Raw genomic sequence first — 22,050 nt, 5'->3', positions numbered from 1 at the left:
AATTCTTTACTAAATACCCCAAGTTTACAGTCTCATTCATTGACTATCTTGTTCTTGAAGTCCTCAAGAAACATCTCCTTATTCTCGTCAATAAGTTTCTTTATCTTAACATCTTCAGCCTGGCGAAGAAAGCGACGAATCAGTTTGTTGTACTCTTTTTCTATTTCATCACGCGAAAAATTCGGACTGCGTAACATTGCCATAAACCGTCCGTCGGACTTTAGAAACTCATAAAATTCGTTTGTCTTTGTAAAGTAGAATTGTATCTCTTGTTCTCGTTCTTGCTCAGTTGCGTTTAGTCGGGCAAGGGTATCGAATATCGAGGCTAATCCACCTCGGTTCTCTCCCGTATTTTTCTTGCTTCTGGAGTTTTCGGGAGCGTCGTCTTGTTCCTGAGGCTCTTCAATCTCAACCTCATCACTCACGAGCAACCCGATTTCTCCGTCGAAGGTGGTGTGTATTGAGCCAATAGAATCTTTCTGCTCAAATATAGAGCGATAAATATTGCAGTATCGCTGCCAGAAGTCAATAAATACGGCATCTTTAAATTGAGCATCCAATTCGATTACACCTTGCAAGAGAACCAGCAGAGAGTTGTACCGGCCGATGGTTTTGCGTAGTGCTTTTGCTGGATCATCGTCGCTTGTGGAGGCCGTTTCCTCGCTATGCGTTTTAAGATCCTGCGTGTATTGTGCATGCGCCTCCATTACATTCTTGATCCACGCCCGAATGTCAGCGTCCATATCGAGACATAGCTGGGCATTGGCCTCTGCATTATTGACAGACGATTTATATCGCTCGAACCACTTGATATAGATTGGTTGTGCCAATAATTCTCGATACAGCTCCTGAATAATCGCCTTCTCACGAAGCGGATCAAAGTCCGTGATAACCATACCACAGAACTTGGCAAAAGCATCCCGAATATTCTTTTCGTTGACGTTGCCAAATGAGAAGTCTATAATATGGCACTCTTCTTTGTACTTGGCCTTGCGATTTACGCGCGAGATTGTCTGAATGGCATTAATGTCGCGAATCTCCTTATCGAGAAACAGCGTGTGTAGCTTGGGCTCGTCAAACCCCGTTTGCAGCTTATCAACAACAATGATAAGCCCGTTTTTTGCCGTCTTGAAGTTGTCTATCACCTTATCCTCTGTCACACCGCCATTCATCGACGAACATTTCTCGTACTTTTGATTATCGGAGTAGACGATAGCGACAGGTGCATCGGAATATTTGGCAAAAGTTCCCGATGCAGTCTTCTCCGCCATCAACCGACGAATGATTTTACAGTACTGAATAGCAATCGGAATAGAGCTAACCGCAAGCATGGCTTTTCCCGTGCCACGAATTTTCCCGTAAACCAATGAAAGCAGCCGATTGACCACGAACTCGGCAATTGCTTTCATTCGGTCCGGGTTCTCGTATATTTGCTTTTTGGCGAATGATACCCGTTCCTCCTGTCCCGAATTCATGGCTGCCGTTATAGCCTGCATAACGCCATTGGGGAGTTCAAAATACATTTTTGCAGGTACGGGAATAATATGTTTCGTCGGATCAAGAATGTAACTGTCTGCTATGGCCTCCTTCATGGTGTATGAATCGAATGGCTTCCATAGCTGATTAATAAAGTTGGTACTTCTGTGAAATTCGCCAAAACGAGCCAATACTCGGTCGCTAGGAGTTGCCGTGAAACCGACAATCAGATTCTTCTTTGTAGAACCTTTTGTGATAAACCCTCCGTCCTCATCAAAAATGTCCTGCAGTTCATCGAACGCCGAATACATCTCCTGATGAACATCATCGGTGTTTGAGCGGTGTACCTCATCAATAAGAAAAGCCACGCGCATATTCTTGAAATCCTTGCCGGCTTTTTCGATGGCTTTCTTGAGTTCCCAGAATTTCTGAATGTTCACGACGATGATACGGCGTTTGTCGCTCAACGCCTTCACAAAGGTGTCCTGGTCGGTCGCCTCTACGAACATGGCCTTGTCGATGTTCATGTTGAGCATCATCGAGTCGAGCTGGTCGCGCAATTGCAAACGATCGACAACGAGCAGAATCTTGTTATAGACCCATTCGCCTTTATAACGCAGATCTTTGAGTTGCAGCGCTGTCCAACCTATTATGTTGCTCTTGCCGAATCCTGCAGCATATTGCAACAAGAGTGAATAGACATATTTGTTGTTGCAATAACTGTCTCTCTCGGCCACTACGCGGTCTATCAGGTCCTGTGGCGCATTGAGTGCTTGCAGTTCGGCCCGCAGTCGGTTGATAAAATACAAGGGTTCATTTTCGTGGTCCAGAAATTCCTGAACACGCTCCATGATCCGGTCGCAGCCGAATTTCTGCTTCGGACGCGGACATATCAGACGACCTGTTTTGTCCTTATACTCCTTCTTCTGTACTTTATGGCCATTCACAACAGACGTTACGGTCTTATAGGTGTAGGCCATGAAGTTGTAGTAGAGGATCTCTTTCTCGATCATCTTCTTGGAGTAGAGCGAACGCATTGCCTCTTCGAAGCGAACGCGCGGATCGGTTGCCTCCACCTGCTTTATGGGGAGGGGTTTGAATACCTTCTCCACCACCGGACGGAAAGAAGAGATCGAGATGGTATTATCTTGAAAACCTCGCTTTGCTTCATCAAAGAACTGTCCCGGATCCCGCAGTATGTATGTGTCCGTGATGTCCGTGGTTACGAGGTGAATCGATTTCTCAAACGGCCGGAGCATGCGACGACGAAGCGTTTGCGATACATCATTGCCATTGGCAATCTTGGTATATTCCCACACGGCTTCGAGGTAGTCGGTAATGATTTTGTTCCTGCCGTTCGTTTTAGCCGTCTGATTGGTGAAGTTGCTCTTCAATTCGGCGTAGCCGAGAAAAATGCCGTTGACAAAGAACGACAGGTCGGGGCGAAATGCGAATATCTTTTTGGCGTCGTGGTGGAATGAATAACTCATCTCCTCGACAGCCGCAAAGATGTTTTTGTTGAAGTCCTCATCGCCGCGCAATTCCGAACCACTGACATAAATAAGTTGCAGAGTTTCGCCTTCGAATGTAATGGTTCGGTTTTTATTCAGGAAGATTGCCACGTTGGCACTCGCCTCAATCTTCTCGCGAATCATATCCATAATGGCCCGAAGCAATTTTTGCTCGTCGCCATTGTATTCGCTCTTTTTGAGCAGGTTGTTCCATGCCTTGCGCGAATTCTCTTTCAGGAACTCATACAGATTGGCCGGAATAAACAAATCGGGCGAAACGGCATTATTCTTTATTTCACGAAAACCAAGACCATCTGCACGACGGCAGAAAAAGTCCATTACATATTCACTTTGCAACTCAAGTTCGGTCATAATCCAATGTAGTTTTAGGAGCGCGATTCTGTCTCGATGGCTCGCTGGCCGGTTACTACTTCATTTATCAGGGAGCGTTTCAGCTCCTTCAGACGCTCTACTTCGGTATTTATCTTTTCAAGGATGGCATCAATCTTTGCGCACTTCTCATCCAGATATACGGCAATCTCTTTTTGCTCATCAATTGGAGGAAAGACAACTTTCATGTCTTTTATTGTCCTATAATTTAAAGATTGGCGCATTCCTCCACCAAGTTTGTAAAAAACCTTTTTTATATCATACGAGTGTAGCATGTAGAACGCGAATTTTGGTAATGTCTCTTTATTCCCTTGTACACAAGTATAGGCTGATGTAATGATCCCTTCTTCATTAACTAAACCGACTCTCAGGCTTTTATGATCGTTTTGTAAATCAGTAAAACGAAAAATTATATTACCCGGTTCTACGATTTGATAAGTCTCAAATGTTGCTGGCAAAAGTCCATCGCAGGAGTCTATATTTTTACGAATAATTTTCCCAAAACTCAAGGAGAGAAGGTTTTGATGATTCACCCCTTTGTTTGAGATATTATGTTCCGCAAAAAAATATGCAAATCGCGATATTGTCCAATGTACAGGAATATCTCCGACCCACTCAATATTAGATGGTTTTAATGAAACATTGGGATCCAATCCACGGGTGACGGCGCGGTTGATCAGGGAGCGACGAAGTCGGCTGTAAGCATCGGCTTTGCGCTCCAACAGTTCTATTTTTCGACCAATCTTCTCACACTCCTTATCCAAATATGCCGCAATTGCCTCCTGCTCCGAATAAGGTGGTAAAAAAATCTCTTGGGCAAGGTAATGAGCTGTTTTTAGATTTTGGATACCAGTGGTTTGGTTGAAGAATAACGTATTTATTCGGTTGGAATATATTGAATGAAATAAATATAGAACAAACCGCGCAGATTGCTTTTTATTCACCGATAGAGCTTGAATAAAATTAGAACATACAGCCCTTTGCGGGGAATTAACAAGCACGACACGTCCGACAGGCATCTTTTCTCCACCACCTGATTTCTCTAACAATAAATCGCCTTCAGACAGCAATTTCTCATTAGCTTGTTCCGGCAATACATTGCGATATGTAATATTGTCGAACTTAAGACATAGATTAGAATAATCGAAATCTGCAACACGATAACATACTATATCATTGGCATCTCCCTTTTCTTCATCACCCCATATTCCACTTCGAGATGAGGTTATGATGTCTTTGAATCGACGGATCTGCCAATGAGCAGGCGCCGATTTTTTGCATATATCCGAATATACAGTAAAAATAGAGATCATAACCCTAATTCCTTTTCAAGATTTGCGATTGCCTTGTCAATATCCGAGATTTCGGCAAGGATGGAATCTACCGGTTCAACGGTCTCGGGAACATAGAATTCCTTGTTGAAATTCACCTCGACACCCACGACATTCTCACCAATCGTATAGGGCTTGTAGATATAGCGTTGGAGAAAATCCTTGATGCCTTGTTCATTGACTTCGGGATTGGGGTCGAACGGAATAATCTCCGAGTCCTTGGTCGTACAATCAACAATTTTGGCAGATATGGTATGCTCTTCCCGGCGTTTATTATAGCCGAACTGTACGTTGATAGCACCATTACCCAGACACTCATGCTCTCCGGCGTATGTGGTGCGCATGATTTCGTGGTTTTCTTTATCTACCCAATAAATCGCATCGGAACAAATCACGACAGACCAGGCATTGATCCCGAAATGGTGAAGTACAGAGTTTCGAAGTTTTAATGATTCGGCGTCATTATCCTGCGGCCATATCCAAGTCCCATCCTGACAGTAAGACGTAATGTTCTTGATATTATAGGGCTTTCCGTCTGTATTGAGTGTCTTACTAACATAGCGTCCTTCGCTGTCGGTCTCGGTAAGAACGACAGACTGCTTGTTGAAATAGAAATGCCATTTGTCGTAAACTTTGGCAATAGCGCAATCCTTGAATTCAACCAATGCACGGACAATGGCTGCACGATGCTCGGGGTTCATCTCCTTGCGTTTCGAACCCTTGTTTTTCTTCAACGGCTGCCAAAGATCGGCTGCGTTGATAAGGATTACCTTATCTTTTCGTTCTGCCGGTTTATTCTTGTTGAGAATCCACAAATAGGTGACGATACCCGTATTGAAGAACTCGTCAGACGGCATTTGGATAATGGCCTCGACCCAATCGTTGTCGAAAAGATATTTGCGGATATTGCTCTCGCCGCTGCCGGCATCACCGCTGAACAGCGACGAGCCGTTGTTTACTTCTACGACAATACCTTTATCTTCGTGCAGATGCCAAGCGTTATGCTGCAAGAAGAGCAATTGCCCGTCGCTCACCGTAGGCAGGAATGAAAACTGTCCGGTTTGGTCGTTCCGAATCTCTTTCTCATAACCTTTCCACGGAATTCCGTAGGGAGGGTTGGCTACAACGACGTCAAACTCTTTGCCCTTGAACGGCAGAGAGGTTAGGGTATTGCCATATTTGATTTCGGTATTCTCGCGGAACAACGATTCGATCTTCGCCAATGCGTATAGTGCATCGTTCCAGTCGCAACCGTGAGCAGCTATATATTTGTAGCCGGCTTTATCGCGCAAACGGTCCACAACGCCGAACAGCAGGTTGGCTCCACCGCACGTCGGGTCGTAGATATGTACAAAGTCATCGGTGGAGATATCGATCTTCGCTGCAACGATTTCGGCAATCAGCGAAATAATATCTTCCGGGGTGTACTGCTCTCCGGCCGTTTCTGCCGATATGTCGGCCCATTTGCGTTTGATATGCTCCTCGAGAGTGGTTATTTCCGAGTTGTTGTAGTGAGAAAGATCTATTTGAGACCATTGGGTGATATACTGCATCAGAATACCTTTCTTCCGCAACTCGGCAACCATGCCGTCCAGATTGAGGTATTTGCTGTCGTCGGTACCACGCTCGATACCGAGCAATTCTTTGAGCGTCCCATCAAAGCCTGCCAGATAACTTCGGAAATCCTGTTCAAATGTCTTGTCATTATTGCAAATGGTGGACAGTGTTTTACCTTCGCGAACAATGTAGTCGTTATATCCACACTCACGGTCTCGGAACGCTTCGATAAATTCCTGCAGGTTGTTCTCACGGGTCAGGCCCTCGGAGGCTTCAATATCTGCCATTTCATTTCGCATACGCCCTTCGAGCATGATGAGAGCGAAGAATGGCATCATGTAATCAGGAAATTTGCTTTGCTTGATTCCCGATGATATGAGTAAATCGGCGCACGACCAAATGTCGGATTCGTATGATAATATATCTTTCATTGTATATTTGTAATTAGTTAATTAAATTTGAATAGTTAAGACATCAGAGTATGGAATAAGTCCGATCTCTCATTGGTTTTCTAAACCGGGAATTATGTTCTGACCCCATACTCTTTACATCAGAATCCGGATAGTTCGTAAGGTGTCTGAGCCCGTATTCGCAATGAAGGACCAAGATGTAAGCGATGTCGTTAAAACCAAAAAATGAACGGCCATGAGGTACATTGGAATCGACGTGAGCAAGGCTACATTCGTGGTAGCTTACTCCTCCGACAAAGGCGGGGAGATCCGTACTTTTAACAACACGACCGCTGGTATCAGACAGTTTATCGGGACTCTCCCCAAAGACGGCAGTATCCACTGTGTTATGGAGGCGACAGGGAATTACAGCGCCTTGCTGCTGTATATGCTCAATGTCGCCGGAATTACTGTCAGCATGGAGAATCCGCTGAAGGTAAAGAACTTCGCCAAAGCCTTGCTCTCTACGGTCAAGACCGATAAGAGCGATGCACGACTCATTACCTTGTACGGAGAGAAGATGAACCCGCGTCCTTTCAAGGTACAGGGAGAGGCCATCCTGCGGCTCCGACAGAAAAGAACCGTCATTCGCCAACTTACTAAGCAGATTACCGCCATGTCGAACCTTCGTGGCTCTCTTGCATGTCTGCCTGTCCCGGACAAAGGTGCAACTCATACCGTAGACGAAACTATCAAGTTCCTTGAAAAGAAGCGTGACAGGCTCCAGGCGGAACTCACGGATCTTGTCGAAGTGGAGTTCAGCCGACAACTCGCGCTGCTGACGACCATCAAAGGGATAGGCATAACGCTTGCCACGGCGCTCATCATCACTACTGGAGGCTTTACCTACTTCCAAAATGCCAAGCAGGTGTCCCGGTATCTCGGAATTTGTCCCACTTACGAACAGTCCGGAACTTCGGTAAACATCAAAGGGCATATCAACCGAAACGGAGACGCATACACTAGAGGACTTCTCTATATCGCCGCTTGGCCTGCCAGTAGGTTCAATGCCCAATGCAAAGAGACCTATACGAGGCTCAGGCAAAACGGAAAATCGGGAAAACTCGCTATGATCGCTGTCGCAAACAAGCTCATCAGGCAGGCTTTTGCTGTTGTCGCGCACGATAAAGAGTATATCGACGGATTCGTCTCCAACAGACCTTAGTAGGAACCATTCTCCGATATTATTACTCTTTTTCCGCATTTTTTAATATAGTTCGTAATTCTACTATCGTTCTTCTTTGTCTGTGATTAGGTCTTTCAAGTCAACTTGCAGGATGACAGCTATTTGCTGAAGGGTCTCAAGGTTTGGTTGGATCCTATTGCAGGCATAGGCATTAACCATACTGAAACTCTTGTTAAGCTGCTTTGCCAGCCATGTCTGAGAGATACCTTTCTCTGCCAGAACGGCTTTTATCCTATTTAATTTCATATTATGCCTTGATTGAATAGCGCAAATATAGCGAATTATATTCGATGTGCCGATTGGTTTCACTATCTTTGTAATCTAATAAACTTATACAATAATATACAAGAGGAAATCCTTGCAAATCCACAATATAACACAGAATTTTCACAACTGTCAAATAAGTTGTATACCGGTGATGAACGTGAAGCAGATGCGAAGAGAAATGAAATTAAATTAAAAGAATGTTCTATTATTTCGAATAGCTACATCCTTTCCTGTATTAAAGAATCTTAGATTGTAATAAAGACAATCAAGTTTCCATAATTTTACGGGAACTCTACGATGTCAATTCATGAAGTCTCGTCATTATATTATTGATAATAAGAACATTAATTCAATATTGGAGAATAAAAAACATGAATCCATTTGATGCAAACGAAAGACATAGATATATTATAGAATCAGGTGGCAATCCTGTATCTTCTGCCGATGGAAAAGAGAAGGAGATATGGGTTAACTCTATTAATATTGATATAGATACTCCTATATATCGTTATATGAAATGGGAATATTTACAACAGTTTTATTCCGAACCTATGCATGAATGGATATTGGTACGTCCATGTTTATGGCAAGATAAGTTTGAGCAATTCATCTTTAAGTGTGATAGAGTCCATAGTATAAAAAGTGACATGGATATTGAAATATCAAACCTTGCGGATCAATATTATGCCCAATGCTGGACTATTATCGAAGAATCGTCATTACAATGGCAAGTTAATAAACAACATACCAACAGCTGCTATGACAATATAAACGATGATGACAATGGCGAGATTTGGGTGAAAGTGAGATCTACACCACGGAAACTTTTGGGGGCAATGTTTTATTCTTTAAACAATCTTGTGGAAAACACATTCAATATAATGACATACTTTATCGGTAAAGTAGAATATCTTGATAGTGAAGCTATTGAAAAGTTTACGATAACAAATCCTACTCAGTTAATGGACCAAACCGGTTTACAACAGGTTTTGTTTCTTTTGCAAAAAAGGATGCCATATCAACAAGAACAAGAAGTTCGACTTATTATGCAAGTTGATAGCGAATTTTGTTCTAGGCATCAAGATAATATAATTGGAAGAAAAATAGACAATTGGTATGATTTGATTGATGAAATAGTTCTAGACCCATGGGTTACTCGGAATCAAGAGAGAGCAGTTAAATCATTTTTGTCGCAATTAGCCCATCAACAGAATCAAAAAACTATTTGCTGTTGGAAGTCTCATTTAAATGATTATCCTCAATATTTGGTACCTACTCTGAATATTTAATATTATGTGATATTTAATTTTTGCGAGAACTTTATTGTGTCATATTGCCATTGCTATTTTATATACTGATAATTACAGAAATATAGAGTACTACTCAGCCCAAAAGTTATATTAAATATAGCCTAGAATTATATGAGACTTCTAATATATACTATAATTGCCTAATTGAATACAAAAGTATTTGTTTATCCACTATTGCCTTCCATTGCCCAGTCCGCTTCAGATGTTGCGGTTTGTTTGGATAAATTACGTTTTTTTCTCAAAATCGAGGGTTAGATCTCAAAAATATTTTTTTAAGGAAACCAGGATTTGTTTCGACAAATTTCATACCTTTACAAGAGTTCGTGAGTATAGGACCCCTGTTGTTAAATTTTAAACATTTTTTCAGTATGGGACGAAAGGTACGTTATTTTCTTTGGAGCGCTATTGATAGCATATTAGGAACGAGATCAATCCGTCCCAAATGCATCTCGTTAAGTTTGAGCATTCTAGAAATAGCCAAGTGGCACGAAGCATATGAATATCTTTGTCCTATTGGGATCCTGAACCGAAAATAATAGATTAAGTAAATGCATATTATATTGAGTAACAATCAGGGGTTTAACTACTGTTTTTGCATTTACTAGACGTATTAATTTATAGAAAAAGAGAATATGAACTTAACGGAAATATTTGTAAACAGGCTGGCAAAAGACTCTAAAGTAGTTACGATAGATAGTCTATTCAATGAAGATAAAGTAAAAAAAACGCAGTATGCTCCACCTTACCAGCGTAATTATGTGTGGGATGGAGAGAAGGCTACATACTTTTTGGAAAGTATTCTGATCGGTACAGAGATTCCGCCACTCATTTTCTTTCGCAATAAAAAAGGTGCAGAAATCATAGATGGAAGACAACGCTACGAAACCATTTTAAAATTCTTAAATGGCGAACTCCGTTTAAGTAAAGCTGGTCTAAAGAAGCTAGACGTGTTGAATATTGACAAGAAGACGTTCGGTTCATTGCCAGAGCAGCTCAAGAACGATTTTCTTGATACTAAGTTGCGTGTGATTGAGTTCAGTTTTGCCTCGTATGATGGGTTGACACAATTGGATGAAGATTCCGTTAAACAAGAGATATTTAAACGTTACAATTCAGGTATTACTCCATTAAAAAATCTTGAGATAGATAAAGCTATTTATTTTGATGATGATCTGAATCTCTTCTTTAAGGAGAAGTTAAAGGATCTGAAATTGCACGAACAATTTGACAGGCTCTTTAAGTATGAAGACAAAAAAGTGGAGGTGTTACTTCAGAAGATACGTCAGTTACTCGTTATCCATAAGATACCTATCAAATACTATTCAAAGGCCAAGCAAAAGATTACCGATAAGTACTATGATTTATTGTCCTCGCAGATAAGATCTGATCAGTTTGAAGACTTGTTCGTTTCATTCAAGAAGAAACTTGATATTCTTGATGAGATACGAATGGCCGTAGACAATAAGGAAATGCCATATAATAGACTTATGTCTGAAGTTCTATTTTGGGCATTTTCCATATTGGAAGACAATGCCATACAATTACCTAAAAAGAACTCAACTGAATTAACAGAGTTTTCCAAGCACATTTTAAATAACTTACGTGCTTTTGCGATGGTGAGAAGTTCATTCTCACAGCAGATTATTGACAGATATAACGTAATGGCCTGTTATATTGAAAAGGTTTATGGCATCAATAAAAATCTATATATTGAAACCAATGAACAATTTAAACATAAGAACTATGAACTAAATCAGGTTAAACACGGTGGAACAACTAACTATCAGGAGCTTCGTATCAATAAACCTGAACCTACTACATATACTATCGATGACATCTGCCGGCTTATGGCTCGCAGTCGTTTTCTTGTACGTCCTCCTTACCAGCGAGAGGAGGTAATCAATAGGAAAAAATCATCCGAAATTATTGAAAGTCTATTATTAGGCATAAAACTGCCCCCCATTTTTATATTTAAAAGCAAGGATGGCATAAGCGAGGTTATAGACGGCCAACAGCGAATTCTGAGTATTTTGGCCTTTTTGGGCAGGAAATATCTAAACGAAGAAGGGCAGATGGTAAAATCGAATAAAGATGGCTTTGCCCTATTGTTGAAAGACAGTATTTTAACAGATCTGAATGGTAAATGTTTTGCTCAATTAGATGAAGATTTACAAGATAAAATTACCAGCTTTGACCTATGGGTGATAGAAATAAACGAAAAGAATAATCCCGATTTCGAACCTTTAGACTTATTTATTCGTCTGAATAACAAGCCATATCCGATTAAGGACGATACATTTGAAATGTGGAACTCGTACTTGGATAGAGACTTGATTAATACAATTAAGTCGTCGTATCGAAATAACGCAAGTTGGTTTTTTATGCGTAAAACAAGTACGCGCATGGAGAATGAAAACAATTATTCGGTGCTTTCATACTTTAACTATCTTAAGCAGAACGGATGTGATCTAACGGAAAATGGACCGCTTGATATTTATAAGATAGGGGGACGTATTGCTATTCGCCTGCGTTCAAAAGGAGACATATCAAAAGTTCTAGAAAATACTAAAAAGAAAGATGCATTTGTTGCTGCTGTAAATGATTTGGAATTTACTTTTGTTCGTAATTTGAAATTGCTGTTGTCGGATGAAGGTGATAGTTCTGAAAAAACACTAAGCAAAAATCTCGACATGTTGTTGGGAATAGAGAACAATAGACGTACCCAACAAAGTTTTTATGCACTGTGGTATTTTTTTAATGGACTAGACCGGGAAAATTTTTGCAAGAAACAAAAGGAGATAATAGTAAAAACAAAAGAACTTTTCAAGGCAATGTCGTCTGATATTAAGAGGACAGATTTTATCAAGATGGTGGATGATTTCCGTACGCAATATAAGAATAACGAAGATTTAGAGGTCGTAAAAATTCGTCTTGGTGATATTATGGATTTTATTGCTTTTGACGGAGATAGTCTCAAGAATTCAGCGGAAGTGGATTTTTATGTAAAACGTGATAATAAGATCAAAGATCAGATTCAAATAAGGTATGAACGTCCTGAAAATGTTGAAGCATATTATGGTTGTCATATTAACCGTTTAGGATTTTGTCAGAGTTATATAGCTGCTATGTTGCAAAGTAGCTATGTATATAGGGAATATGATTTTCGTAGTCGGAATGTTTCTGTGGTGAGCCTAAAGGATATCATGATACCATATGTGCCTCTATCTATCCAGAAAGTATTTGATAAAATGATGAATTATACAAAAACACCTGAATACATTCAGAGTAGCTTTTTTGTAAATGTGCTAGACTATATGGTCGAGGAAGTTATCAATCAGAAGTTATTTAATTATCAGAATGTTAGGCTGATAAATAGTGCTATGGCATTAGAAGATGTACCCGACCAAAACAAGGAAGAATTCATTTCAAAGTCATATAATCATATTATACATGAACGTGGTGGTTTGATGGAAGAGTTGATAGCAGCTAAAGGTGTAAAAGGTTCTCTTGAAGAAAAATGAAAAAGATTACAAAAATTGAGATAGAAAATTCACGAGCTTACTATGACCGATTGACATTCTCAATGGAGAAAGGAGAGAATGTACTATTGTATGGTGAAAATGGTAGTGGAAAGACGTCATTATATAAGTCGTTGAATGATTTTATTCAGAGTTTCTATTCACATGTAAGTTATACTACCAACCGTTATAAACCTGCTGGAGTTGCCGGTGAAGTAATTCTAACCATAGGTGATTACAATGATATAACGGGAGAAGTTGATAATATTGTGAAATATAGATACGCAGAAGGTGTTGACAATACAAGTGTGGCAGGTACTGCATTTCTGAAGTCATTAGCATTGACAAAAGGTTTTCTAAATTACAAAGACCTACTGAAAGTATACTTGTATGAAGATGACAACCCTAATCTGTTTAATTTCTTTATTGAACATCTATTAAAAGATCATGTTGCCTCAGCCCAAGGATTAAATAGTTCTTTAGCGTTGGAATGGAAACAAATCAAGCAAGATATATTCAATGTATATAATCGCAATGAAGTAAGACATCAACGAGGACTCCAAAAACTTGTTAAATTTGAAAAGGTCTTAAGGTCTGTCTTGGATAGTTTGTTTAAAGAGGTAAACAATTATTTGGTACATTATTTTAACAATTTTGCGCTACATATAGATTATGACTTAAAATCTATGTCTTTTGATTACGGGACTAAAGGGAAAGGTGCATGGAAAATAGAACAAGACCTAAGATTAAAAATTTCAATTGGAAGTTCTTCAATCAAAGGTTTTACGGAAGGGCTGAACGAAGCAAGACTATCTGCAATCGCTATTTGTCTTTATCTAGCAGCTCTGAAGGCAAATCCTGGCAAGGAATTGCATTTGATGTTCTTGGATGATATTTTTATAGGTATTGACTCATCGAATAGATGGGCCATATTGGATATATTGGAACATGAGTTTAAGGATTTCCAGATTATTATGGCAACGTATGATCGGTCATGGTATTGCCTAGCTAGGAATTTCCTTACTAATCACCATGGGAACAGATGGAAATTTATTAACCTATATTCTCTACCAAAAACTGATAATGGCCTATCATTTTTTGTCCCTATTATGACAGTGGGAACATCTGCATACAATAGAGCTAAAGAATATCTGCATGGTCAACGCCCCGTTGATTTACCTGCTGCCGCCAATTATTTCAGAAAAGCGTTAGAGGAATTGATTAGCGAGAAGTATTTACCAAAAGAATTATTTATGAGTGATGACTATTCACTAATTCCTGGTTATAAGCTAACGAAACACATTGGGGCATTGATTGATTTGTTTGTTAAAACAGGTGAAGATATGGTCAAAATTATGACTATAAAGTCGTACCTGCATCCATTAATACACCCATTGTCTCATTATGAAGAAGAGGCTCAAGTGTATCGTAATGAACTCGTTGCTGTTGAAGAGGCGATTAAAGGCTTATATAGTCAGATAGAAAATCTTAATAAGAGATGCCGTATTCTGATAGGACGAAATAATATAGTTGAAATACGTTACGAAACGGCAGACAAGTCGTATTTCGCGAAGTATCAAATTCAATTGGATGATAATATTTGGGTGTATAAGGATAAAAATGGAGCAGCCCATTTGACAAAGTGCAATTGCAAGTGCGTGCTTATGGAAGGTAAACTAAATGGAAATATTCTCCCCCCATTCAAACCCAATAAGAGAATGCAAAACTATAATAATTTTTATTATGCGTCATTGGACGAGGCATTACAGAAAATATATGACTTTGAAGTAAATACCAAAAAACACGCTGTGACCGCACATAACGATTATGATATTGTGTTTAGACTACTAGGAAAAAATTTCTACGAACCTTTTGTACAAAAGCGAAATGAAATATTAGCGTCAATGTGATGATAGCATTTTGAAGTGTTATGCATCGATAATTACTTAATGGTAATTAACATTATTACTATTTTATCAGACCTTGCTATTAATTTATCTACACAATTTGTGTGTTCCGTCTTTCCTCCCATCGCCTCAGACCGTCTCAGACGGTGCGGTTTGTTTGCGCAAATTTCATTGGTTATGATATAATATATTGATAATCAATACGGATAAATTTCTTCAACGAAGATGAATATTGAGTTTCCTCAAGCTGCATGAAAGACACCCCGGTACGGTCTGAAAACCGTACCGGGGTGTCTGATTGTTCGGAAACGAACAGCCTTTCAGAGCCGCAGCGTGCGGAACCACGTCTGAATATCCTCTTGCAAAGTGCTCCTGTAAGATCGCCGCACGGATTCGAAACATTCCCACTGCTGCATAAAAACTTCCGCATCGGGTTCGACCGCCTGTCTCTTTACAGGAGTTTCGCATCCAACAATTCCCCTGCGGGTATCTCCACTGTCTGATGGCGGGCTCCGTTTTTCTCGACGATTTCCAGCAAAAGCACTTTGTCGTCGGAGATCGTCAGTTTGGGCAGCGCGAATACCGTCCGCTGACGCTGATGTCCCCTTACAACGGCCGGATCGTTGCATACGCGCAGGATTTCGAGCGGTGTCTGCTGCTGTGCCGTACGCTTTGCGAGCTTCTTGTCGGCTACGATAAACTGTCGTGCATCCACTTCGAAAGAGATATTCGTGTCGTTATACATACAAGTATGTATGTAAACGACATCGTTGGAGACGTAAATTCCCAGCACCTCGACCCCGATGCCGTACTTCTTCGTGCGAATGCCCTTTACGTCCGTACGGTTCTGCCGGTATATGTCGCTCAACATGCGTTTTATGGTCGCGGGCTTCTCTCGGCCTACCTCGCGCAGCAGCACCCGGCCTTCGGATGCTGGGGCCGTCGGCTGCGGATAGCCCGCGGCAGCCGGTTTCTTCACACCTTCCGTCTGCGGTTCCTGCACTGTAAGATTGAGGGTCGAGACAACCGGGTTCTCGGCATAGTGGACATCGAACGTGAAAAATCCGCCGTCTTCGGTGATGACCGTCAGGTTTGTTTCTGCTGCGAAATTCCGCACGGCCGCCTTCACCCGCACGACGTTTTCGGCCCCGTCGGCCTTGCCTGCTATGATGTCCATCGAGCCGATGTCGATATACGTGACGGGCGACGGGAAGAGGATGTGTACAGTCTTGGTGAATCCCGCTTCGATACGCAGGGGCCGGATCTCCGCCGGCGTTTCCGGTGTCGTTCGTGCCGTAACCTTTACCGCCGTGATTGCGGCGACGATCAGGGCCAGATAAATAAGGTCTCTTTTCATTTTACTGCTGTTTTGAAATCAATAATAGCTGATGGTTGGCTTTGAGGGTTATCTTCACCTCGCGGAGCTTCCCGGCGACATACTGCGACGAAGCCTGCAATCCTCCGCGCGCCAGTTCGGACAACATCTGCTGTCCGGCCGAACGGGTGACGTTTACGCTCGTGCCGGCAGTCTGCCCGACGGATGCCAGCGCCTCTTTGAGGGCCGTCCGCTCGCGGGAGTTCGGGACGTTGAGCCCCGGCTGGCCGTCCATGTCGTAAGCTACGGCTTCGACGGCGAAGATCCGTCCGCCGTATTCGACGGACGACACCACGACCTGCAGCCGCATTCCGGAGATCGTCGCAAGACTGTATAGCGGCGTATTCCGGGGGATGGTCACTCCGTCGATACGCACGGCTTCCAGCAACCGCAGTTGCACGGTGCTTCCGGCACGTATGACCTGCGTCGAGGCGACGCAGGCTCTGACGGTCGGAGTATCGGCATGCGCGACGCCACCTGCCGCCGTGAGAAATCCCAAGTTGCGTTCGACGGTGAAATCCGCCCGTGTGTCGAGCGTCGATGCTTCGACCTCACCCTCCCGCACGGGCCGCATGACCGACAGGCGCGAATCCTTCCGCTGCTTTGCCTGCTCAACAGCTTCTTCATCTACGGCCACTCCGCCGCCGAGATACTTCCGGGCGAGCTTGTACTGCTCCTCGGCCAGTTCCAGCGGATCGGGCTGCTGCCGCTCGGCGTCGAGCTGGGATTGCAGGGCTGCGACCTGCTCTTTCAGGGCTTCGACCTCGGCATTGCGCTGCGGAGCGGCGTAGAAGCCCTGCACCTGCCGCTGCATGGCCCGGTTGGCCTCGGAGGCCCGCAGTGCGGGGTTGTCCGCCGGTGCAGGCTCCTCGGCAGGTTTGAGCCCGTCGTCCAGCAGCGAGAACGAGTTGTCGCCGAGTGTCATCATGCGTCTCTGCTGCTGCTCCTCGCTGCGGAGCTGTTCCGCGGCTTTGCGTTTGTCGCTGACGGTGGCCTGCGCCTTGCCGTCCGGAACCGACGTGTTGATCCCCGCGGCCCCTTCTTGAGGCTTGACGGGCGCAGGTCGGAATATAAGCCACATCGCGACGAGGAAGATGCATCCGAGGATCGCCGCGAAGAGCAGCACCTTGCGCTTGCGCAGCCGTTCGAACTCCGCCGAGGGGTCGTTTCCCGGATTCTTGTTTTCTGTCATAACGTTTACGGTTTTGGATGTAATAATTCGGGATGCCCGATCTCCAGCTCCGGTACCATGTCCATAGCGAACAGGAGCCAAAGGTAAAGGAGCAGCAGCAGGACGAGCGCCGCGAGTACGATCCGCTCCCGGATGCGGGGTGCGAGCGCGTCATGCCGGCGTCGCAGCGACCGCCGCATCCAGCGGATGCGGCAGCGCAGGGAGTGCGGTTTAGCGGTCATAGGTCGCGAGGTCTTTGTTTTCGACGATGTTCAGCGCCTCGACCATGAAGCCCTGCGGGTTGTTGTCCGAGCGGGAAACGTTCACCAGACGGCACGTCGTGACGAGCGACCGCTCCGTGACGGTGCTTTCGCGCAGGATGCGCTGCCGGGCAAAGGTCGTAACCTCGTAGGGATAGCGGTCGAAATTGCAGCGGATGCTGTCCACTTTGACCATCTGCGAAACATTGCCCGCGATCAGGCGGTTGAAGAAGCCCTTTTCCTGCAGAACCTTGTAGTAGGATAAGGCGCTTTTGTCGGCCATCTGCAAGGCGCGTCCGACATTGGACTCGATGGCTGCCTTGTCGGGCGAGAGGGTGAAGAAGAGCTCGTGGAAGCGCCGCACATGCTCGCGGGCCTCTACGGGACGGTTCTGTGCGAGGTCCTGCGAGAGCGCCACCATCAGCGAGCGTCCGTTGTCCAGCACGTAGATCTTCTGCCGCTGCCGTTCGGCGAAGGAGTAGGACATCCAGACCGCCGCCACGGTAACGACGGCGCAGACTCCGGCGAAGACGAGCGCGTACATGCGCAGCTGCCGAAACGATGTTTCGATGTTCGTTAAACACTTGAATTCCATAATAACGGGTTATTTTATTTTCTGAAAATAAGCCGGGCGCCGTTCATGATGCCGCGTCCCACGGCCTTACCGCCCGATAATGCCGCCGAGCCGGCGCCTTTGGCCCCGGCCCATGCTTTGCCGGCCGTCCATCCGGCTCCGGCGCTTACGAGCGAGGTCATTTTCGAGACGGTCTTGTTATAGGCGGCGAATCCGTTCGCCTGCACGACCCACGAGGCGATCGAGGGGATGCAGAGGTATCCGCAGACGGCTACGAGCATGAAGATCAGATTCAGACTGTTCGACCAGTCCACATACCAGTTGTAGCCTCCGGCCATCAGTTCGGCATCGTGTCGCATGGCGAGACTTTGCAGACGTGCGATGATCGCCGAGAAAAGATCCGAGATCGGCAGCCACAGGTAGATCGAGACATACTTCGTGAGCCATTGCGTCAGCGTGGACTGAAATCCGTCGAACACGGAGATGGCAAAGGCGATCGGCCCCAGCAGGCTCAATACGACCAGATAAAAAGTCCTCAGCACGTCGAGTATGACGCTCGCCGCGGCGAAGAGCAGTTCGAGTACCCACGCCAGACATTTGAAGATGATCCCTTTGACCGACCATGAGGAACGCTGTTCATTCATACGATCGAGGGCCTGCTGCGTCTGGTCGTCGAGTCCCAGTTCATTCAGTTCGCGTTCCATCTCCTCGTCTTCGGCATAGTAGCTGTCCGGGGGCATCTGCTCGCGGCTTTCGAGTTCGAGCCGCTCACGCCGCTCCTGCCATTGTTCCATGTCGAGTGTTTGCCCGACCATCAGCGAATGCGTCGCCTTTACCAGGGGTGAAAGTATGCCGTTCAGGCTTCCCAGCACGAGCGTCGGGAAGAACAGGATGCAGATGCCGATGGCGAAGGGCCGCATAAGGGGAAAGAGGTCGATCGGTTCGGCTTGGGCCATCGACTGCCAGACGCGGTAGGCGATGTGAAGCAGCGCCCCGATCCCTGCGATGGCCATTGCGACCTGCGACATCGGATAGCACAGCGCCATCATGTCGTCGTAAAGCACCCGGAGAATCGTATGCAGATTGTCCGTAAGGGAAAGCATGTGTACCATCGTCGGCTACCAGTAACGTTGTTCGTCGGTTCCGTACAATGAGAGCACACCCTCCATGTCCCGCTTCCGGGCGGCCCGCAGCAGGGATATGGAGATGTTCTTGCGCGTGTAGTAGCGTGCCAGGTCTCGATGGCGCCGCAGAACGCCGTAGACGCGCTGCACCACGTCGATCCGGTCCTTGTCCGTCAGGGACATATCCGTAGGGTTCACGATGTCCTGCAGCTCCTTCAATTCCCCGGCCGATTCCTCGATGATGCGGGCGTAGCCTGCGGCGATGGCCGCGAGCTCCGCGGGCGTGAAGTTCTCGTCGCCGACCATGCGGCGATAACCGTCGACGTAGATGTCCGAGATTTCGCCCACGAGCAGGATGCACTGCTGCACCTTGCGGGCCGAGCGGACGAGGTTGCTGACGGATTTCAGGGCGTCGTAGTATCGCTTCCCCTGCTCATAAATCTTCACGGTTTCCTGAAAGCTTTGCAGCATGGTGGAGCCGTTCTTGGCGGCTTCGACGACCTGCTTGGTGGAGTTGACGATCCCCTGCGCGAGGTTCGTAGGGTCTGAGACGACCCACTGGGCGTATGTGCTGAGGCCCGTGCAGACAAGGCACAGACACAGCAGGATGATTTTCTGTTTCATGCTTGAATTGATTGTGTTATTGAGGATATTCACCCGAAGACGGGCATCACCGCTTTATCCGCCGACCCGAAGCCGGTTGTCCGGTTTGCTCTTTCCTTGCAGAATTGATCTCTTTCTGCCGCACCCCGGAAATATGTTTCTCCGGCTTCGGGCCTTTCTGCCGCAGGGATTCGAACAGATCGTCGGCGTAGGACTGCCGCCCGGTCATGCGGACAAGGCGTGCATCCAGCTCGCGGAAGGCTTTCTCGACCTGCCGGGATTGTTCTTCGCGGGAGATGCCCGGCTCGATACCGTATTTGTCGAGCAGCTGCCGGTTAATACGGCTGTCGTCGATTCGCTCCGGGAAGCGTGCAAGCCATCCCAATGTCTGCAACTCGGCATCGAGTTTTTCAATGTAGGTTTGCCGCAGGGAAATTTCCGGATCACTCTCTAATATCCTCTCGGCTTCCCGCACCATGCGGTTCTCGGCCTTCCAGATTCGCTCCCGGAGCTGCTGCACCTGCTGCGGATTGTCCGCACATGCCGGGCCGTCCAGCCGCCCGCGCATCTTCTGCAACCGGCCCATGTCGGCGTCCCAGTCGTAGAGGCGTACGACGTAACAGGAGGGCATATAACGTCCTCTCGTTTCTGCCAGATGGCGCAGCTCGCGGAATGTCTCGGCGCGGAACTGCCGGTCGATGATATGCGCTGCGGCCTGCAACTCGTCCATCGGAGGCTGCCGGAGCCCACTGTCGGGATGCTGCTCCAAATAAGCATCCAAGAGAAAGGTGTGCATGGCCAGCAGGCCGTGCAGGGAGTGGGCGGTGTTTGCCGGAACGTCCGCGAGGCGGCACCCGATCTTTTTCGCAAACGGCGTTCCGCGCAGGGCCTCCATCAGCGCCAGTACATCTTCTCCGGCCGCATCTTCGGGCGTCCTGAGAAAGCGGGATGTTGCTGTATTCATTGTCAGCCCGATTCCGGCAATGGTCAGATCCGATTTCCGGTGCCGTCGTACAAGATCTGTAACATTGCTTATATCCCGTTCCCGGAGCAGGTTCTCTGCATGACGGGCAATGAGGGTACTTCGATGCTCCCTTTCCCAGTCCGGCTTGCGGCGGAATAGCCGTGCAATCCTATCTTTCCATTCCATAGCCGTCGGATTTAGAAATGTGTGACTGCGGGCAGCGTCTGCCGAAGGGCTGCCCCAGCAAGCAGGGGCAGCCCGGAAATACCGAATGACGCTCCATTATTCGGCCGGTTCGTTGAAGTCGCACGCTTCGGCACTGATTGCGTCGTCTTCCTGCCGCCGGATGCAGTCCTCCGGAACGAAACGTCCGTAACAGCCGATGGTGAGTGTCTCGGTGGAAGCATCGTAGATCACGCGGTTGCCGTCGTCGGCGCCGAGCCAAAGACGGTGGCGGCGCAGCGCGATGATGCCGTCCTGTACGAGGCGTTTGTAGCAGAGCGCGTGGTCGAAAACGAGGATGCGCCACATGCCCTCGCCGATGCGGCGTATCGAGGCCGAGAGGTTGTTTTCCGCCGAGAGCCACGCTCCGCAGATACGGTCGGCGTCGAGTTGTTCCCGAAGGTCTGCCAAAGTGCGGATGACTTCGGTGCGGGTTCTGATCTCCTGCTGAAGGGCCGCTACGGCCGACGCAGGCGTCGATTGGTTACTGTTCATTGTTTTTGAGTTTTGAGGTTCGTTTGAAAGCGTCGCCCGGCACGAGGAGCAGTGCATCGGCCGGGGGCGTGTAAAAGAGATCGATCCGGCGTCCGCCGTAGGCCGTATAATAGACGCAATCCTTGTAGTGCAGAGCATGTGTTTCGGACGTGCCGCGGCGCGTGATGGTGATGCGGAATTTATCACCGCACGGCTCGATCACCAGCCGCGTGTCGTCGAGCGTCGAATGCCATGCTCCGCACAGGGGACGGATTTTGCGGTATTCGTAATCGTAGAAGAGGTGAAACGCTCCGAGCACGGCCGTAAACGTCAGCAGGATGCCGGCGCATATCCAAAGCAACTGTTTCATGGCAGCGGGCA

The 22,050-nt window shown here is 46.0% G+C and carries 17 protein-coding genes; 4 read left to right on the top strand and 13 right to left on the bottom strand.

Annotation, left to right across the window (positions count from 1 at the left end; translation table 11 throughout):
- Positions 1 to 32: 32 nt before the first annotated feature.
- Genes ALFI_RS03475 through ALFI_RS03465 form a run of 3 tightly spaced genes read right to left on the bottom strand, consistent with a single transcriptional unit; the run spans position 33 to position 6,696 of the window.
- Positions 33 to 3,359, bottom strand: coding sequence for a DEAD/DEAH box helicase family protein (locus ALFI_RS03475; RefSeq protein ID WP_014774779.1), 3,327 nt, complete (start codon positions 3,357 to 3,359; stop codon positions 33 to 35).
- A 14-nt stretch (positions 3,360 to 3,373) separates the two neighbouring features.
- Positions 3,374 to 4,690 carry a restriction endonuclease subunit S gene (locus ALFI_RS16165; RefSeq protein WP_014774778.1) on the bottom strand — a complete coding sequence of 439 codons (1,317 nt, stop codon included), beginning with the start codon at positions 4,688 to 4,690 and terminating at the stop codon, positions 3,374 to 3,376.
- Positions 4,687 to 6,696, bottom strand: a complete 2,010-nt coding sequence (locus ALFI_RS03465) for an HsdM family class I SAM-dependent methyltransferase (RefSeq protein ID WP_014774777.1) — start codon at positions 6,694 to 6,696, stop codon at positions 4,687 to 4,689. The genes ALFI_RS16165 and ALFI_RS03465 overlap by 4 nt, the downstream gene beginning before the upstream one ends.
- Before the next feature lie 214 nt (positions 6,697 to 6,910).
- Between ALFI_RS03465 and ALFI_RS03460 the strand changes: the two genes are divergently transcribed.
- Positions 6,911 to 7,879 (top strand): IS110 family RNA-guided transposase, encoded by a 969-nt coding sequence (locus tag ALFI_RS03460; RefSeq protein ID WP_014774638.1) that lies wholly within the window; start codon positions 6,911 to 6,913, stop codon positions 7,877 to 7,879.
- A gap of 63 nt (positions 7,880 to 7,942) precedes the next feature.
- Here the strand turns inward: ALFI_RS03460 and ALFI_RS03455 are convergent, their stop codons facing one another.
- Positions 7,943 to 8,146 (bottom strand): helix-turn-helix domain-containing protein, encoded by a 204-nt coding sequence (locus ALFI_RS03455; RefSeq protein WP_014774776.1) that lies wholly within the window; start codon positions 8,144 to 8,146, stop codon positions 7,943 to 7,945.
- Positions 8,147 to 8,538: 392 nt separating this feature from the next.
- Between ALFI_RS03455 and ALFI_RS03450 the strand changes: the two genes are divergently transcribed.
- From ALFI_RS03450 to ALFI_RS03440, 3 genes are all read left to right on the top strand, one after another.
- Positions 8,539 to 9,456: a hypothetical protein gene (locus tag ALFI_RS03450; RefSeq protein WP_014774775.1), complete on the top strand. Its 918-nt coding sequence runs from the start codon at positions 8,539 to 8,541 to the stop codon at positions 9,454 to 9,456.
- A gap of 653 nt (positions 9,457 to 10,109) precedes the next feature.
- Positions 10,110 to 12,998, top strand: a complete 2,889-nt coding sequence (locus tag ALFI_RS03445) for a DUF262 domain-containing protein (RefSeq protein ID WP_014774774.1) — start codon at positions 10,110 to 10,112, stop codon at positions 12,996 to 12,998.
- Positions 12,995 to 14,905 carry an ATP-binding cassette domain-containing protein gene (locus tag ALFI_RS03440; protein WP_014774773.1) on the top strand — a complete coding sequence of 637 codons (1,911 nt, stop codon included), beginning with the start codon at positions 12,995 to 12,997 and terminating at the stop codon, positions 14,903 to 14,905. Before ALFI_RS03445 ends, ALFI_RS03440 begins: the two co-directional genes overlap by 4 nt.
- A 448-nt stretch (positions 14,906 to 15,353) precedes the next feature.
- Here the strand turns inward: ALFI_RS03440 and traN are convergent, their stop codons facing one another.
- The 9 genes from traN to ALFI_RS03395 form a co-directional block, all read right to left on the bottom strand.
- The gene (gene traN / locus ALFI_RS03435) at positions 15,354 to 16,259 is read right to left on the bottom strand and encodes a conjugative transposon protein TraN (RefSeq protein WP_014774772.1); all 906 of its coding nucleotides are present in this window, start codon (positions 16,257 to 16,259) and stop codon (positions 15,354 to 15,356) included.
- Position 16,260: 1 nt separating this feature from the next.
- Positions 16,261 to 17,469, bottom strand: coding sequence for a conjugative transposon protein TraM (gene traM / locus ALFI_RS03430; protein WP_014774771.1), 1,209 nt, complete (start codon positions 17,467 to 17,469; stop codon positions 16,261 to 16,263).
- A gap of 5 nt (positions 17,470 to 17,474) precedes the next feature.
- Positions 17,475 to 17,690 carry a hypothetical protein gene (locus ALFI_RS03425; RefSeq protein ID WP_014774770.1) on the bottom strand — a complete coding sequence of 72 codons (216 nt, stop codon included), beginning with the start codon at positions 17,688 to 17,690 and terminating at the stop codon, positions 17,475 to 17,477.
- Positions 17,680 to 18,303, bottom strand: a complete 624-nt coding sequence (gene traK / locus ALFI_RS03420) for a conjugative transposon protein TraK (RefSeq protein WP_014774769.1) — start codon at positions 18,301 to 18,303, stop codon at positions 17,680 to 17,682. Before traK ends, ALFI_RS03425 begins: the two co-directional genes overlap by 11 nt.
- Positions 18,304 to 18,317: 14 nt before the next feature.
- Positions 18,318 to 19,394, bottom strand: coding sequence for a conjugative transposon protein TraJ (gene traJ / locus ALFI_RS03415; protein WP_014774768.1), 1,077 nt, complete (start codon positions 19,392 to 19,394; stop codon positions 18,318 to 18,320).
- 6 nt (positions 19,395 to 19,400) lie between these two features.
- Positions 19,401 to 20,030, bottom strand: coding sequence for a DUF4141 domain-containing protein (locus ALFI_RS03410; protein WP_014774767.1), 630 nt, complete (start codon positions 20,028 to 20,030; stop codon positions 19,401 to 19,403).
- A 46-nt stretch (positions 20,031 to 20,076) separates the two neighbouring features.
- Positions 20,077 to 20,973 (bottom strand): hypothetical protein, encoded by an 897-nt coding sequence (locus ALFI_RS03405; RefSeq protein WP_244265000.1) that lies wholly within the window; start codon positions 20,971 to 20,973, stop codon positions 20,077 to 20,079.
- Positions 20,974 to 21,255: 282 nt separating this feature from the next.
- On the bottom strand, positions 21,256 to 21,690 hold the full coding sequence (locus tag ALFI_RS03400) for a hypothetical protein (protein ID WP_009598935.1): 435 nt from the start codon (positions 21,688 to 21,690) through the stop codon (positions 21,256 to 21,258).
- Positions 21,680 to 22,039 (bottom strand): DUF3876 domain-containing protein, encoded by a 360-nt coding sequence (locus ALFI_RS03395; protein ID WP_229111673.1) that lies wholly within the window; start codon positions 22,037 to 22,039, stop codon positions 21,680 to 21,682. Before ALFI_RS03395 ends, ALFI_RS03400 begins: the two co-directional genes overlap by 11 nt.
- Positions 22,040 to 22,050 lie beyond the last annotated feature (11 nt).

Source organism: Alistipes finegoldii DSM 17242 (assembly GCF_000265365.1).
Classification (GTDB): Bacteria; Bacteroidota; Bacteroidia; order Bacteroidales; family Rikenellaceae; genus Alistipes; species Alistipes finegoldii.
The sequence above is the reverse complement of the archived record's forward strand: the minus strand, read 5'-3'. Positions and strand labels throughout refer to the sequence as shown.